This window comes from Streptococcus sp. HMSC067H01, from assembly GCF_001814775.1.
Taxonomy (GTDB): Bacteria; Bacillota; Bacilli; order Lactobacillales; family Streptococcaceae; genus Streptococcus.
Genome location: NZ_KV817803.1, coordinates 268,128 through 284,550, shown reverse-complemented (window position 1 = coordinate 284,550; position 16,423 = coordinate 268,128). Strand labels below are relative to the sequence as shown.

At 39.3% G+C, this 16,423-nt stretch carries 13 protein-coding genes and 1 other RNA gene; 8 read left to right on the top strand and 6 right to left on the bottom strand.

The features are described from left to right. Nucleotides 1–602 (top strand): MiiA motif-containing surface protein (locus HMPREF2987_RS07900; protein WP_142995380.1); only part of this gene is annotated, 602 nt, incomplete at its 5' end. Between the two features lie 294 nt (nucleotides 603–896). On the opposite strand, the gene ssrA is transcribed toward HMPREF2987_RS07900, so the two are convergent. From ssrA to HMPREF2987_RS07870, 6 genes are all read right to left on the bottom strand, one after another. Further along, nucleotides 897–1,244, bottom strand: a transfer-messenger RNA (tmRNA) gene (ssrA, locus tag HMPREF2987_RS07895). A gap of 103 nt (nucleotides 1,245–1,347) precedes the next feature. Beyond that, nucleotides 1,348–1,929 carry a class I SAM-dependent DNA methyltransferase gene (locus tag HMPREF2987_RS07890; protein ID WP_075230062.1) on the bottom strand — a complete coding sequence of 194 codons (582 nt, stop codon included), beginning with the start codon at nucleotides 1,927–1,929 and terminating at the stop codon, nucleotides 1,348–1,350. A 259-nt stretch (nucleotides 1,930–2,188) separates the two neighbouring features. Continuing rightward, nucleotides 2,189–2,848 (bottom strand): amino acid ABC transporter permease, encoded by a 660-nt coding sequence (locus HMPREF2987_RS07885; RefSeq protein ID WP_075230061.1) that lies wholly within the window; start codon nucleotides 2,846–2,848, stop codon nucleotides 2,189–2,191. Between the two features lie 9 nt (nucleotides 2,849–2,857). Beyond that, entirely contained in the window at nucleotides 2,858–3,535 is a 678-nt protein-coding gene (locus HMPREF2987_RS07880; RefSeq protein WP_075230060.1) for an amino acid ABC transporter permease, read from the bottom strand. A gap of 12 nt (nucleotides 3,536–3,547) precedes the next feature. After that, nucleotides 3,548–4,342 carry a transporter substrate-binding domain-containing protein gene (locus tag HMPREF2987_RS07875; protein ID WP_075230059.1) on the bottom strand — a complete coding sequence of 265 codons (795 nt, stop codon included), beginning with the start codon at nucleotides 4,340–4,342 and terminating at the stop codon, nucleotides 3,548–3,550. Nucleotides 4,343–4,352: 10 nt separating this feature from the next. After that, a complete protein-coding gene (locus tag HMPREF2987_RS07870; RefSeq protein ID WP_075230058.1) occupies nucleotides 4,353–5,111 on the bottom strand; it encodes an amino acid ABC transporter ATP-binding protein in 759 nt (252 codons plus the stop codon). 176 nt (nucleotides 5,112–5,287) lie between these two features. Here HMPREF2987_RS07870 and recJ point away from each other — a divergent pair, with 176 nt between their 5' ends. The 7 genes from recJ to HMPREF2987_RS07835 all read left to right on the top strand — a co-directional run bounded on the left by recJ (nucleotide 5,288) and on the right by HMPREF2987_RS07835 (nucleotide 16,181). Then, on the top strand, nucleotides 5,288–7,513 hold the full coding sequence (recJ, locus tag HMPREF2987_RS07865; RefSeq protein WP_075230057.1) for a single-stranded-DNA-specific exonuclease RecJ: 2,226 nt from the start codon (nucleotides 5,288–5,290) through the stop codon (nucleotides 7,511–7,513). A gap of 546 nt (nucleotides 7,514–8,059) precedes the next feature. Next, nucleotides 8,060–9,721, top strand: coding sequence for a ribonuclease J (locus HMPREF2987_RS07860; protein WP_075230056.1), 1,662 nt, complete (start codon nucleotides 8,060–8,062; stop codon nucleotides 9,719–9,721). Nucleotides 9,722–9,789: 68 nt separating this feature from the next. Next, entirely contained in the window at nucleotides 9,790–10,569 is a 780-nt protein-coding gene (locus tag HMPREF2987_RS07855; RefSeq protein ID WP_075230055.1) for an alpha/beta hydrolase, read from the top strand. A gap of 106 nt (nucleotides 10,570–10,675) precedes the next feature. Then, nucleotides 10,676–11,377 carry a M57 family metalloprotease gene (locus tag HMPREF2987_RS07850; protein WP_075230054.1) on the top strand — a complete coding sequence of 234 codons (702 nt, stop codon included), beginning with the start codon at nucleotides 10,676–10,678 and terminating at the stop codon, nucleotides 11,375–11,377. Between the two features lie 70 nt (nucleotides 11,378–11,447). Further along, nucleotides 11,448–13,286, top strand: coding sequence for an excinuclease ABC subunit UvrC (gene uvrC, locus HMPREF2987_RS07845; RefSeq protein WP_075230053.1), 1,839 nt, complete (start codon nucleotides 11,448–11,450; stop codon nucleotides 13,284–13,286). 145 nt (nucleotides 13,287–13,431) lie between these two features. After that, entirely contained in the window at nucleotides 13,432–14,409 is a 978-nt protein-coding gene (locus tag HMPREF2987_RS07840) for a hypothetical protein (protein ID WP_075230052.1), read from the top strand. Then, nucleotides 14,406–16,181: an AAA family ATPase gene (locus tag HMPREF2987_RS07835; protein WP_075230051.1), complete on the top strand. Its 1,776-nt coding sequence runs from the start codon at nucleotides 14,406–14,408 to the stop codon at nucleotides 16,179–16,181. Before HMPREF2987_RS07840 ends, HMPREF2987_RS07835 begins: the two co-directional genes overlap by 4 nt. The last annotated feature ends 242 nt before the right edge of the window (nucleotides 16,182–16,423 follow it).

Below are 16,423 nucleotides of genomic sequence, written 5' to 3'. Positions count from 1 at the left end.
CAGATAAGACAGTTAAGAAATCATCTGATAAAGTAGTCACAAATCCAACAGTAACTCCTGTTGTAGATCCAAGCAACTTGACTGATGCCGAAAAAGCTAAGGTAGCCGACAAAGTTAAGAAAGCTAATCCAACAGCAAGCAAGGTAGAAGTAGGAAATGATGGCACAGCAACAGTAACCTTCCCAGATGGTTCAGTAGTAGTCTTGACCCCAGCGAAGACAGTGAAATCAGCTGATTCAAATGGCGTTAAGAACCCATCAGTAACCCCAGTTACAGATCCAAGTAACTTGACTGATGCAGAAAAAGCTAAGGTAGCCGACGAAGTTAAGAAAGCTAACCCAACAGCAACAGATATCAAGGTTAACAATGACGGATCAGTAGTTGTAACCTTTGCAGATGGATCAGTAGCAGTAATTGCAAGTGAGAAAGCTGTTAAGGAAGCAACTAAAGAGTCAGCTGCTAACCAATCAGCTAAGAAAGCTGGAGCGAAAGAATTGCCAAATACTGGTACAGAGCAATCTAACGCTTCACTTGGCTTAGCACTTCTTGCAGCAGCGACAGGTGGACTTCTCTTCGCTAAAAAACGCAAGGAAGAAGAGTAATTTATCATTACTCTGATAAAGCATACTTGAGAATCTTGATTCTATGAGTTTGCTAGAAAAACCGTAAGAAGAAATTCTTACGGTTTTTTTGATGAATAATATTAGGAGAATGGTGGAATGTCAGTCTTACAGATCTTTAAAACACTAAAAATTCAATTGAATAGCTGTTCAATGTATATGTTATTTATCCATAGAAGAAAAGTGAATATTTCCATCTTTCAAGTATCTTGATGTAACACTGTAAACTTGTATGAGGACAGAAAAAACGTTGAGATCATCAACGTTTTTTTAATATAATGGAGCCGGTGGGAGTCGAACCCACGTCCAAACACCTGCTAACATATTTGTCTACAACTATAGGTTATGTATTGTTTTAACAGCCCCTCGACACATAACTCAAGCCTAGGAACTGCGAGTCTATAAATCTCTTATCAAACTGCTAGACAAAGCTTGATCGTATCTCGCTAATAATAAGACCTGTCATCAGACACGAGCAATCCGAATCGGGTCACGCCTGCTGGTTTTTAGGCAGCTAGAGCGTAAGAAGTGTTATTTTTTGCAGTTATATTTAACTGAGCGTTTACGTCGCCACACGAGTCGCAAAATATGCCTCATAATGCCTGTCGAATCCGTAACGACCCCAAAAGACAATACAACTATTATACCTTATCTATTGGGAAAATGCAAAAGCTGAGTAAAGGTTAGCATTTGCTTTGTTTTTAGGGCTTATCTGATACTCTAAGGGCTAAATATTCTTGCTGCTTGTAAGAAATAATTGGGAAGGTTTATGGAGAAAGAGATGGTCTGAGCTGTAGAGTATTTGACTTGTTATTTCCGAGAAACCTTGTTGGCTGAGACTTTCTTCAAGTTCAGAAATGATAAAACCGTGTGTCTCTCCATCTGGTAGAGTAAAATCAGCGATAAAGAGTTGCCCGCCATGAGTCAAATGTTCCTTGAACATAGATAAACTGTCATCAAGATTAGGCATATGATGAAGAACTCGACTGACGATAATAAGATCGAACTCTTCTTCAAGTGGTTCAAGTAATAAATCCTGTTGAATCAAGTCTAGGTTTGCAAGCTTTTGACTTTCAATCTTGAGACGAGCTTGCGCAAGCATCTTGTCTGCAATATCAACCAAGGTCACTGATTTAGCTTGTTTGGCAAGAGGAAGGGCGATAAGGCCAGTTCCGCCTCCAAAGTCTAAGACTGATTTGTTCGACAAATCAGGCACTTGTTTTTCTACTTGCTGACAAACAAGATCGGTCAAAAATTGATTTTTTGAAGAATCAAATGATTCTGCTCGATGATTAAAATGATGTTCCATATTTCTAGTCTAGCATAAAGTATGGCTTTTTTAAATTCCCTAGCTTTATTCTAGTAAAGGAATAGGCAAAAAGATTTCTCTCAAAAGGCGGTGGGACAGAAATCGATAGACAAAGTCTCGATTTCGTAGTCCCAGCCCCGCGAGGATGATTAGGAGCTTTTTGGAGTCTAAAAGACGAACAAAAAGTTCAATCAGCTACCGCGTCAAAGTTTGATTGTTAATAAAAAGTGAGGCCGGGATTTTTTGTCCCAACCTCTTGTTATTCTGCAGCTTGTTGCCAACGTTTTGCTAGAGTCCGTGAAAGGCTTGAAATAGCTAGATTGAAGCTGAAGTAGATTAGGGCGATCAGGATATATAAGCTGAAAACCTGTTCCGGTTCAAAGTATCGGCCCATGAGGATTTGACTGGCACCAAAAAGCTCTTGGAGGGCGATTACAGAGTATAGAAGACTTGTATCCTTAATCACTGTTACAAATTGAGAGATGATGGCAGGGAGCATCTTGCGGATGGCTTGCGGTAGGATGATATGATAGAGGATTTGGCGATAGGAGAAACCTTGTGCCATTCCAGCCTCGTATTGTCCTTGATCCACTGCGTTAAGACCACCTCGGATAATTTCAGCAAGGGCTGCAGATGTAAAGAGAGTAAAGGCGGTGATTCCAGCTGGGGTAGACTTCATTTTAAAGACTAAAAAAATAGTGAAAATCCAGAGTAGATTAGGAACATTTCGGACAAATTCAATGTAGACACTAGCAAGGATTCGTAATAGGGTGTTTTTTCCGTTACGCATGACAGCAAGGATGGTTCCAATTGCTGTTGAAAGCGTGATAGCAATCAAAGAGATATAGAGGGTTAGACCAAAACCTTTTAAAATAAAGATGAGGTTGTCTAGACTGAGAACTTCAAGAATACTTTCCATAAAAACCTCCTAAAGTGAATAAGCTTTTTTGTTAGCTTGCTCCATTTTTCGTCCAAATTGGGCTACAGGGAAGCAGAGGGCAAAGTAGAAGAAGGCGGCGCCTAAAAAGGCAGGGACATAGTTTCCGTTGAGTGCGGACCAAGATTTGGTGACAAACATGAGGTCAACTCCAGAAATGATAGCTACTGTCGAAGTATTCTTAATCAGGTTGACGACTTGGTTGGTCAAGGGAGGGAGAATGATGCGAAAAGCCTGCGGTAGGATAATCAAGTGCATTGCATTTGCATAGGTGAATCCCTGAGAAAGAGCGGCTTCGAGTTGGCCTCTAGGGATAGATTGAATTCCTGACCGAATGACTTCAGCGATATATGCGCCGTGGTAGAGTCCGACACAAAGAACGGCAGTCCAGTAGATGGGAATCATGATAGTATGGTTACTAATCAGAGGCAAGCCGTAAAATACAATAACGAACTGAACTAGGAGAGGGGTGTTTTGATAAAATTCGACAAAGATACGGGACAAGATCCGTAAACTGCCATGTTTGCTAGTGGATAATGTACCGAATAGGATGCCCAATAGCATGGCTAGGGCAAAAGAACCTAGAGCGATAGCTATAGTAAAGAGAAATCCGTTAAAAAATTGACCAAAATGTTGAAAATAAGCTGTCCAAGATGATGAATCTATCATGTAGCTACCTCCTTATTCTGCTGAGTGTTTGGAAGGTTTGAGATTGTAGCGATCGTATAAGTTCTGCAAGGTCCCATCCTGACTCCATTTGACAACCAATTGATCTAGATAGTCATTCAGTTGCGTGTTCGTTTTTTTAGTTACAATACCATAGTCAGAAGGTTTGAAGCTATCGTCAAGTAGTTCTGTTCTTTTGCTGGTATAGCCGGAAAGGATAGAACGGTCTACCGAGAAGGCATCAATCCGATGGGCGTGGAGGGAGGTGATTAATTCAGGATAAGATCCGAGTTCGACAAATTTAAAGGCAAGGCCTTTTTTCTTACCCAAGTCGCTAATCAGTTTTTGGGTGATGGATCCTTGTGCGACTCCAATGGTTTTTCCGTTCAAATCCTCAATATTTTTAATCTTACCTGATTTATTTACCAAAAATCCACAGGCGTCTGTATAGTAAGGGCTGGTGAAGTTGTAGAGCTTTTTCCGCTCATCTGTGATTGTGAAGGTGGCGATGTCCATATCCACTTGTTCGTTGTCTAATAGAGGACCTCGCGTTTGGGCAGTAACTGGAACATAGCGGACCTTGACCTTGAGTTGGTCTGCAATCAGTTTAGCTAAATCTGTTTCAATACCTGAGAATTCTCCTGTTTTCGGATTTTTATAGCCGAAATTCGGGACGTCTTGTTTGACGCCGACAACGATTTCTCCCCTTTTTTGGATATCTGCGATACTGGTATCTGCTTGAATTGATGTCACAAATCCAAAACTTAAAAGGCTGGTAACTACTATTGCAAGAAAGAAATTCTTTTTCATAGGCTTCTCCTTATTTGACCTTGTCACTTTCGTGGTTGATAATCTTGCTGAGAAATTGTTGGGCGCGCGGCTCACTTGGGTGATCAAAAAATGCATCCACATCTGTTGTATCGACCAGGACTTGTCCATCTGCCATAAAGATGATGCGATCAGCTACCTTGCGAGCGAAGCCCATTTCGTGTGTGACGATCATCATATTCATGCCGTCGTGGGCTAATTTTTGCATAACAGCAAGGACATCACCGATTGTTTCGGGGTCGAGAGCTGAGGTTGGTTCATCAAAGAGTAGGAGTTCAGGTTTCATAGCTAGGCCTCTAGCGATAGCTACTCGTTGCTTTTGTCCACCTGAAAGGGTAGCTGGATAGGAATCTTTCTTATCCCACATATTTACAAATTCTAAATATTTTTGCGCAGTTTTTTGAGCCTCTTTTGGATCTTTGCCTAGTACTTTAATCGGTGCAAGAGTTACATTTTCTAACACAGTCTTATGTGGATAAAGATTAAAATGTTGGAAAACCATCCCTACTTCCTTGCGGAGAGGGACTAAATCTTTTTGGCTAGCACCTGCTACTTGGTGTCCATTTACCAAGAGACTTCCACTATCAATCGCCTCTAGACCATTGATAGTACGGATAAGGGTTGACTTTCCAGAACCAGATGGTCCAAGTAACACAACGACTTGGCCTTTTTCAAAACGAAGGTTGATATTCTGGAGTGCGTGGTAGTCTCCGTAATACTTTTCAACAGCTTTAAATTCTACTAAAGTCATAATCATTCTCCTTTGTGTTAGATTTTTTAACATAGATTCTACAACAAAAGCGTTTTCCTGTCAAATGATATTACAAAGAAATTAGTAAAACTTTGATAAAAGCAAACTGGATAGAGAAAAACTGAAAATCATGTTATAATAAAACGATAGAATCGTAAGAAAGAGTGGATGATTTTTTGATAATTCCTACTTATAATTGGCAATTTGCTCCGCAAGTTGAGGATGCGGATTTTACAAAGATAGCTAAGAAAGCTGGTTTGGGCCCTGAAGTGGCTCGTTTGTTATTTGAACGAGGTATTCAGGATGAAACCAGTCTGAAAAAATTTTTAGAACCTTCTTTAGATGATTTGCATGATCCCTATCTTCTGCATGATATGGAAAAAGCAGTGGAGCGGATTCGTCAGGCTATTGAGCAAGGGGAGTTGATTCTCATTTATGGTGACTACGATGCGGATGGAATGACTTCGGCTTCCATTGTCAAGGAAAGTTTAGAGCAGATAGGTGCTGAGTGTCTGGTTTACCTTCCCAATCGCTTTACAGATGGTTATGGTCCAAATGCCAGTGTCTATAAATATTTCATTGAACAACAGGGCGTGTCTTTGATTGTGACGGTGGACAATGGTGTGGCGGGGCATGAAGCTATTGATTTGGCTCAGTCGATGGGAGTGGACGTCATTGTGACCGACCACCATTCTATGCCTGAAGTTTTACCAGATGCCTATGCTATTATTCATCCTGAACATCCAGGGGCGGACTATCCTTTCAAGCATCTAGCGGGTTGTGGTGTCGCTTTTAAGTTGGCTTGTGCCCTTTTGGAAGAAGTGCAGGTTGAGTTGTTGGACTTGGTTGCTATCGGTACAATTGCCGATATGGTCAGCCTGACGGATGAAAATCGTATCATGGTCCAATATGGTCTTGAGGTCTTGCGCAATACTCAGCGAATGGGCCTGCAGGAAATGTTTGAAATCGCTGGGATTTCGAGTAGCGATGTGACAGAAGAGACGGTCGGTTTTCAGTTAGCGCCACGTTTAAATGCCCTAGGACGCTTGGATGACCCCAATCCAGCTATTGATTTGTTGACTGGATTTGACGATGAGGAAGTGCATGAAATCGCCCTTTTGATTCATCAAAAGAATGAAGAACGTAAGGAAATTGTTCAGTCCATTTACGATGAAGCCAAAGGCATGGTAGATCCTGAGAGAAGTGTTCAAGTTTTGGCTAAGGAAGGCTGGAATCCAGGAGTTCTTGGAATTGTAGCTGGGCGCTTACTTGAAGAACTGGGTCAGACAGTCATTGTCTTGAATATCGAAGATGGACGAGTCAAGGGTAGCGCTCGTAGCATTGAAGCAGTCGATATCTTTGAAGCCTTGGACCCGCATCGAGAACTGTTTATCGCCTTTGGTGGTCACGCAGGTGCTGCAGGTATGACCCTTGAAGTGGATAAGTTGGAAGCCTTATCTGATGTTTTGGAAGCCTATATCCGAGAAAAAGGCGCAGATGTCCAAGGAAAAAACAATCTATTTTTAGATGAAGAACTGGATTTAGAGACCTTGAGTTTGGAGACGGTGAAAAGTTTTGAACGTCTAGCTCCTTTTGGGATGGATAACCAAAAACCTGTCTTCTATATTCGAGATTTTCAAGTTGAGAATGCTCGCGTTATGGGGGCTGGTAATGCTCATCTCAAGCTGAAAATTTCCAAAGGTGAGGCTAGTTTTGAGGTGGTTGCTTTTGGTCAAGGGAAATGGGCGACTGAATTCTCACAGACCAAGCAACTGGAATTGGCAGTGACTCTTTCTGTCAACCAATGGAATGGACAAACAAGCTTGCAGTTGATGATGGTTGATGCCCGTGTAGAAGGTGTCCAGCTCTTTAACATCCGTGGCAAGAATGCCCTATTACCAGAAGGGGTACCTGTTTTGGACTTTACGCAAGAGTTACCTGATGTGACCTCTTGTTTAGCTATTGTCATAAAAAATATCCCTGAAGATATATCCCTCCTTAAGAAAATCTGTCAGGAGCAGGAATTTTCAGCTCTTTACTTTAAAAATGATATAGCCAAGGCTTACTACTTGACGGGATATGGTACAAGAGAGCAGTTTGCAAAATTGTATAAAACCATCTATCAGTTCCCAGAGTTTGACATTCGCTATAAACTCAAGGATTTGGCGGCCTATCTCAAGATTGAACAAATCCTGTTAGTTAAAATGATCCAGATTTTTGAAGAACTTGGCTTTGTGACCATTGAAAATGGTGTCATGAGGGTGAATAAAGAGGCTGAAAAGCGTGATATGGATGAAAGTCAGATTTATCAAAAACTGAAACAAACTGTTAAAGAGCAAGAGATAATGGCGCTTGGAACAGTCCAGGAAATCTACGATTTCTTAATGGAAAAAAGTGAATAGAGATCGAAAGAGTTGGCTTGCTGACTCTTTTTGTTTTCTGTCAAGTGGAAGTTGGCTGGAGGATAAAATGGAGAAAGGAATTCGTGGTAGATTATAAACACTGACAGGGAAAAGGGTTGAAGTGGCTTCATCTTTGCTAAAGGGATACTTTTGGATATGTATGATTTTTGTAATAAGAGATAAAGCTGCTTGCCAGGATGATTTTCTATTAGAAGGTAATGTGAAAAAGTGTGTGATATAAAGGTTGATGGAGGATAAGGATTTTGGGAGAAAAGAGAACCTGCTGTGGCTGAGAATCCCTTTTGGATCTTGTTAAAACAGTTGAAGATTAGAAGTAATCTGACGGCTTAGTTGGGATTTAGCCAACTTGGCTTTATAAGATAAAAATAGATATTTGAAGTGTTAGGTTCTGTAAGATTCATTTTGAAAATTACTAAAAAAATGGTATAATGAATGGAAAAGATTCGGCTGAAAGTGAATTGGACTTTCAGAAAAAGAGAGTTTTTAAAGCTCTACAAACAGTTGAAGTGACTATTCGGAGGAAAAATGAATACTATTAAATTAACAACACTTGGGGGTGTACGTGAAAATGGTAAAAACATGTACATCGCAGAAATTAACGACTCGATTTTTGTATTGGACGCAGGTTTGAAATATCCTGAAAACGAACAGTTGGGTGTCGATGTCGTTATTCCAAATATGGAATATCTGTTTGAAAATAGCGACCGTATTGCTGGGGTTTTCTTAACACACGGGCATGCGGATGCGATTGGTGCCCTTCCTTATCTCTTGGCAGAAGCTAAGGTTCCTGTATTTGGCTCAGAGCTGACCATCGAACTTGCCAAGCTTTTTGTTAAGGGGAATGACAGTGTCAAGAAATTTGATGATTTCCATGTCATTGATGAAAATACAGAGATTGATTTTGGTGGAACGGTAGTATCCTTCTTCCGTACAACCCACTCTATCCCAGAAAGTTTGGGTGTGGTCTTAAAAACATCTGAAGGCAACATCGTCTATACAGGAGATTTCAAGTTTGACCAAACAGCGAGTGAATCTTATGCCACTGATTTTGGTCGTTTGGCAGAGATTGGGCGCGAAGGGGTCTTGGCTTTGCTTAGTGACTCAGCAAATGCAGATAGCAATATCCAAGTAGCCAGTGAAAATGAAGTTGGTGTAGAAATCACGCAAACCATCTCTGACTGGGATGGACGCATCATCGTTGCTGCAGTTGCAAGTAATCTTTCCCGTATCCAGCAGGTTTTTGACGCAGCTGCGGAGACAGGACGCCGTGTTGTTTTGACAGGATTCGACATTGAAAATATCGTCCGCACAGCCATTCGCCTTAAAAAACTATCTCTGGCAAATGAGAGACTTTTGATTAAGCCCAAAGAGATGTCCCAATTTGAAGACCATGAGTTGATTATCCTTGAGACAGGTCGAATGGGGGAACCGATTAATGGGCTTCGTAAGATGTCTATCGGCCGTCACCGTTATGTTGAAATCAAGGAAGGAGACTTGGTCTATATCGTTACAACACCATCGATTGCCAAAGAGGCTATGATGGCGCGTGTGGAAAATATGATCTACCAAGCTGGAGGTGTGGTTAAAACCATTACCCAAAGTTTGCGAGTGTCTGGACACGGAAATGCGCGTGATCTTCAATTGATGATCAATCTCTTGCAACCCAAGTATCTTTTCCCAATCCAGGGTGAATATCGTGAGTTGGATGCCCATGCCAGAGCTGCTATGGCAGTTGGCATGTTGCCAGAACGGATTTTCATCCCTAAAAAGGGCACAACCATGTCTTATGAGCATGGAGATTTTGTCCCATCTGGTGCCGTTACCGCAGGAGATGTCTTGATTGATGGGAATGCCATCGGAGATGTCGGCAATGTCGTTCTTCGTGACCGTAAGGTTTTGTCGGAGGATGGAATTTTCATCGTTGCGATTACTGTCAACCGTCGTGAGAAGAAAATTATCGCCAAGGCTCGAGTGCATACGCGTGGATTTGTCTATCTCAAGAAGAGTCGAGATATTCTGCGTGAAAGTTCAGAGTTGATTAACCAAACGGTTGAAGAATATCTTCAAGGTGAAGAGTTTGATTGGGCAGAACTCAAAGGTAAGGTTCGTGACAATTTGTCTAAATTCCTCTTTGATCAAACAAAACGCCGCCCAGCTATTTTACCAGTTGTTATGGAAGCGAAATAAGTATCGGATAGAAGGAGAAAAAGTCGAATTTCGGCTTTTTCTTATCTTAAGCTTAGAAGGAGAAAATGATGGCAGTAATGAAGATTGAGTATTACTCAGAAGTTTTAGACATGGAGTGGGGCGTTAATGTTCTCTACCCCGATGCGTCTCGAGTTGAGGAGCCAGATTCTACAGATATTCCTGTCCTCTATCTCTTACATGGGATGTCAGGGAATCACAACAGTTGGCTCAAACGAACCAATGTAGAGCGCTTGTTGAGGGGGACTAATCTGATTGTTGTCATGCCTAATACAAGTAATGGCTGGTATACAGATACTCAGTATGGCTATAACTACTATACAGCTCTAGCAGAAGAACTACCTAAAGTGCTCAAACGTTTCTTCCCTAATATGTCTAGCAAGCGTGAAAAAACTTTTATCGCTGGCCTTTCAATGGGAGGCTACGGTTCCTTCAAGTTGGCTTTGTCAACCAATAGTTTCTCACACGCCACTAGTCTTTCTGGAGCTCTCAGCTTCGAAGAGTTTTCGCCTGAGAACCAAAATCTTGGGACGCTTGCCTATTGGCGAGGTGTTTTTGGTAAGCTTGATAACTGGGAAACTAGTCCTTATTCACTTGAAAGCCTTGCTAAAAAGTCAGACAAGAAGACCAAGCTCTGGGTTTGGTGTGGCGAGCAAGATTTCTTGTATGCTGCCAATAACCTAGCGGTGAAGAATCTCAAGAAGCTAGGTTTTGATATTTCTTATAGTCATAGTCCAGGCAACCACGAGTGGTATTACTGGGAAAAACAATTGGAACGTTTTTTGGCTACGCTGCCGATTGATTTTGTTTTGGAAGAGAGATTGAGCTAGTTTTAGCTTTCTTTCAGTTTGATTCAGTAGAATAAAGAATCTATCTTTAGAATGGGAATCCATGGTTTAAAGGTGGATTCTTATTTTTTTAGAAAGGCGGGGAATCATGTTCTGGATTATACGTGTTCTATGTCGATTGTTACTAGGGATTTGGCGCATGTTCTGGCGCCTTGTGTGGACTCTTGTAGTCTTAATTCTTATTGCTTTAGGGATTCTCTGGTATGTGACGGGAGATTTATCTGGTGTCTTCAATCAAGCGGGGCAACTTGTTCAAGTTGGTCAAGCAGGTTGGCATCAATGGCAAGAAACTGGTAAGTTGCAAGGCTTGTCTCAGACTGATCATCATCAAGATTCAGGAGTAAAATGGCCCCAAGCGCAGGCGACAATTTATATTGATCCTCAAATGGATGCAACCTTTCAAAAGGCTTACGTTGAGGCTATTACCAATTGGAATCAGACTGGCGCTTTTAATTTTGTACTTGTGACAGAACCTGACCAAGCAACTATTTTTGCGACTGAAATGAATGATGGTTCCACATCTGTTGCCGGTGAGGCGGAGAGTCAGACAAATCTCCTAACCAAACAATTTACTTCAGTAACCGTTCGCTTGAATCATTATTATCTATCTAATCCAAACTATGGCTATACCTATGATCGCATCTTGCATACAGCAGAGCATGAACTAGGTCATGCGATTGGTTTGGAACACACTAATGAAGTGTCAGTCATGCAATCAGCAGGTTCTTATTATGGTATTCAGGCACAAGATGTTCAAGCAGTTCAAGAACTCTATGAGTCTGAAGAATAAGTGATTTTCAAACGAAAAATAGAGCTCCCTGATGTAAGCAATGAGGGGAGCTTTTTGCTATAATGGAACTATGAATAACTTGATTAAATCAAAACTGGAGCTCTTGCCGACCAGCCCTGGTTGTTACATTCACAAGGATAAAAACGGCACGATTATCTATGTAGGAAAGGCCAAAAATCTACGCAATCGTGTACGGTCCTACTTCCGTGGGAGCCATGATACCAAGACAGAAGCCTTGGTGTCTGAGATTGTAGATTTTGAGTTTATTGTCACGGAGTCCAATATTGAGGCCCTTCTTTTAGAGATTAATCTCATTAAGGAAAACAAGCCCAAGTACAATATCATGCTTAAGGATGACAAGTCCTATCCTTTCATCAAAATCACAAATGAGCGCTATCCTCGCTTGATTATCACCCGTCAGGTCAAAAAAGACGGAGGTCTCTATTTTGGTCCCTATCCGGATGTGGGGGCAGCCAATGAAATCAAGCGGTTGTTGGATCGGATTTTTCCTTTTCGCAAGTGTACCAATCCACCGTCAAAAGTCTGTTTTTACTACCATATCGGCCAGTGCATGGCTCACACCATCTGTAAGAAAGACGAGACTTTTTTCAAGTCTATGGCCCAGGAGGTCTCTGATTTCTTGAAAGGTCAGGATGATAAGATTATCGATGGACTCAAGGAAAAGATGACTACTGCAGCTCAGACGATGGAATTTGAGCGTGCGGCTGAGTACCGAGATTTGATTCAGGCCATTGGCACCCTTCGGACCAAGCAACGGGTGATGGCCAAGGATCTCCAAAATCGTGATGTCTTTGGCTACTATGTAGACAAGGGCTGGATGTGTGTTCAGGTTTTCTTTGTCCGTCAGGGCAAGTTGATTGAACGCGATGTCAATCTCTTTCCTTACTACAATGATCCAGACGAGGATTTCTTGACCTATGTGGGACAGTTTTATCAAGAAAAATCTCACCTGGTTCCCAATGAGATTTTGATTCCTCAAGATATTGACGAAGAAGCTATCAAGGCTTTGGTGGATACAAAGGTTCTCAAGCCCCAACGAGGGGAGAAGAAACAACTGGTTAATCTGGCTATCAAAAATGCGCGTGTAAGCTTGGAGCAGAAATTTAACCTGCTAGAAAAATCAGTTGAAAAGACTCAAGGTGCCATTGAAAACTTGGGACGACTTCTACAAATTCCAACCCCAGTTCGCATCGAGTCCTTTGATAACTCCAATATCATGGGGACTAGTCCAGTTTCTGCCATGGTAGTTTTTGTTAACGGTAAACCGAGCAAGAAGGATTACCGCAAGTACAAGATAAAAACTGTTGTCGGACCAGATGATTATGCAAGTATGCGAGAGGTTATTCGTAGACGTTATGGACGGGTCCAACGAGATGGTTTGACACCGCCTGACTTAATCGTTATTGATGGAGGACAAGGTCAGGTAAATATTGCTAAGCAGGTTGTCCAAGAGGAGCTAGGCTTGGATATTCCTATCGCAGGTTTGCAAAAAAATGACAAGCACCAAACCCATGAATTACTCTTTGGAGATCCGCTTGAGGTAGTGGAGTTGTCTCGTAATTCTCAGGAATTTTTCCTCCTCCAACGCATTCAGGATGAAGTCCACCGTTTTGCTATCACTTTCCACCGTCAACTGCGCTCTACAAATTCCTTCTCCTCTCAGCTTGATGGCATCGAGGGATTGGGTCCAAAACGCAAGCAGAATTTGATGAAATATTTCAAGTCCTTGACTAAAATCAAGGAAGTCAGTGTGGATGAGATTGTCGAAGTTGGTATACCAAGAGCAGTAGCAGAGGCTGTTCATCAACACTTGAATCCCCAAGAGCGTGTAGAACTAGCTCAGGTTGCGGAAGAAAAAGTAAATTACCAAACAGAAGGAAAATCATGAACCATAAAATTGCAATTTTATCAGTATTTATGGCAATGTGATGTCCCTAGAAGCAGAAATTGCAGAATTCTTAGTGTAGTTGAATAATTAACATGCCTATCAAGAATTTGCGAACAGTCTATTGTAATATAATGGAAAGTCAGTTATGATACCTATAGAAAAATCAAATCCGTCTGAAGTTGAAAAATTTTGCATGGAATTATATAGAAAATTAAATTTTACAGATTATCCTGAATTTAAAGATGAGTTAAATAACTGGGTTGTAAATAATATACCGGGACTTGAGAGTGAACAGGATGCTTTTCTAAATATAATGAAGGGTGAATTTTCAATTTTAAAGAATTATAAAGGATTATTGGATAATTTCATAGATGAAGAACCTAGATTAGCAGGGTATCTAAAAAAATCTTATGGCAAGATAGATTCAAGATTAAGGAAGAGAATAATTGATTTAAAAAACGTTTCGGTATGTCCATATTGTAATCGGAATTATATAAACTCAACATATAAAATACTTCACTGTGATAATTGTAATCAAGACTCATTTGTAATTGATGAGGTCGAAAATGAATGTCCGGGTTGCAAACAAGAAATTAACGGTCAGACTAAAGTGGTAAACACAGCTCAACTAGACCACTTTTTCCCAAAAGACAGCTATCCACTATTTGCTGTTTCATTTTATAATTTAATCCCTAGTTGCTATAGTTGTAATCATGTGAAATCGAATAGGGATTTAGAATATAGTCCCTATGATACTAGTTTTTCATTCGATGATGTAAAGTTTACATACATTCCAAAGTCTGTTGATGAGGTTAATATCAAAATTAGTTCAGATGATTCTGCCTTTAAAAATGGGATTAGTATTTTGGGTATAGAGGAGCTATATCAAAGCCACATTGATGTAGTAAATGAATTAATTTGGAAAAAAGAAGTCTACACAGATAGTTATAGAGAAGGTTTATCAGAAATCTTAAATCAAACAAACCTTGAATTAAGTGAGGCTGAGGTGAATCGCTTTATAACAGGTCACTACACAGACAAAGAAAATTATGGGAAAAGACCACTTTCAAAAATGGTTACAGATATTAGCAAAGAGATTGGACTAGTAGGAGAAGAAGAATGAAATTAATTGCTTTGGTCATTAAACAGTATAATGAGCTTTTTAAAGAAGAGATTTTTAATTTTTCAGACCAATATAAAGTTGATTTTAACTTTGAAACCAGTGAATTAAAAATTGCCGAAAATCCAGATTATATTGAAAACTTTTATGGAGAGTCTATTTATAATATTTCACCTATAGTTGGAATAAATGGGACTGGGAAGACAACAGTTTTAAATATAATTAGTGGCTACCGACCGGATAAATTTGAACAAGACCCTGATAATCAATATTTTTTCCTTTTTGAACTTGGAAAACAAGAAGACAAAGTAAGGTTTAAGGTTTCTCTCCAAAATTTATCTGTTGCTAATTTATCAGAATATGGAGAATCTCCTTTTTACAGAAATCAAGATGGGAGTTTTGAGCTTGATTCAGGATATTATGATAGGACTCAAAATATCTTATACGTTGATTTATTAAATAGGAGAAGAGGTACTCTTAGATATGGTACAACGTTGAATAAAAAAGGATTAACAATGTTTGTGGATTCATATCTGTGGTTAAACGATCGTGAAATTATTAGTTCAGTTTTGTCTTGTTCATTAGAGATTGAACCTTATGGTTTAAAAGATTATACTAACTCAATTCCGAGGGGGATAAAAGCTATAGGATTTTTAATATATAAGTCTATATATAATATTTTTTATGAAGAAGTTGAATTCATAAAAAAATTTTTATCTGAACCTTTATTATCGAAATGTAAAAAATATTTAGAAGAAGAGGTTTCTGATTATGAGAGTATAGGAAAAAATTTACTTGAAGAGATAGTAAAAGAATTAGATAAAAACGAGGGGAATAAATCAAAAGATGAAACTATAAAAGTTAAAAAACAGTATGTTAAATCAATAATTAATATAGTTGATATTTTTAAAGAAATTCGAGAAAATAGTTCTTTAATTGAAGATTCTTATAATTCAATTTTGTTAAAATATTCCAATAATAATAGATATTTATTTGAAGAGCTAAATGGTAGACTATTTCAGCATACAAAATCAAAAGAATTGGTAAATGATTCTTGTTATGAATTCAATAAAAAATTTAATAATTATTATGTGTTGGGAGAGACTCCTGATTATCATATGTCAACTGGAGAAGGGAACTTAATTGAAATATTTTCACGAGTTCATTCCTACTTACTTATGTATGGAGAACATGCTGAGGATATCATACTGTTAGTTGATGAATTAGAAACAGGAATGCATCTAGAATGGTCCAGGACATTAATTAACATTCTTATAAAAAATCTTTCTGAAATATTAGAGACTGAGGGAAAGGAGAAAAAAATTCAACTCATCTTCACAACCCACTCCCCTTATATGCTTTCGGATATTAAACCAGGAAATGTGATTATGCTTGAAAAGAATCAAGAAACTGGATATTCAGAAGGGAAGGTTTTACAGAACACTTTTGCTAAAAATATACAAGAAATCATGAAGGAAAATCTAATTGATAATATTTATGGTGATTTTGCCTTAGCAAGGATCAATTCTATGATTGAAATACTTAATGGAGAAGAGGAGCAGGAAGAAAATGAAGAAGAACTATTAAAAGAAATTCATTTGATCAGCGAGCCCCTTCTCCGTAATAAATTACTAGAGATGTATGATAAGAAATACAATACCTCAGAATTTAGTATTGAAAAGCAACTACAGAAGTTGAATCTGAGTGAGGAACAACGCCAGAAAGTCATAGAAATGGTCAGAATAAATAATAGGGCTGTTAATACGGAAATTTAATATGAATTTTTAAAATGTTGGAGTTATTAAAGTAGATAATTAAAAAATTTGAATGGAGTATTATCTTTTAAGATGTATGCTCTCTCCATATTTACTCAGCTGTTTTGTTTGAATAGAGAAATACCTATTTGTGTGGTTTGTTTCAAAGAATGTAATGAGTATGTCTTAGTCTCTGAGATGACTTCAACACTTAAACTCCGTCTAGTTTGTCGAGTCGCCTGTTGCATATAATGAATAAAGTA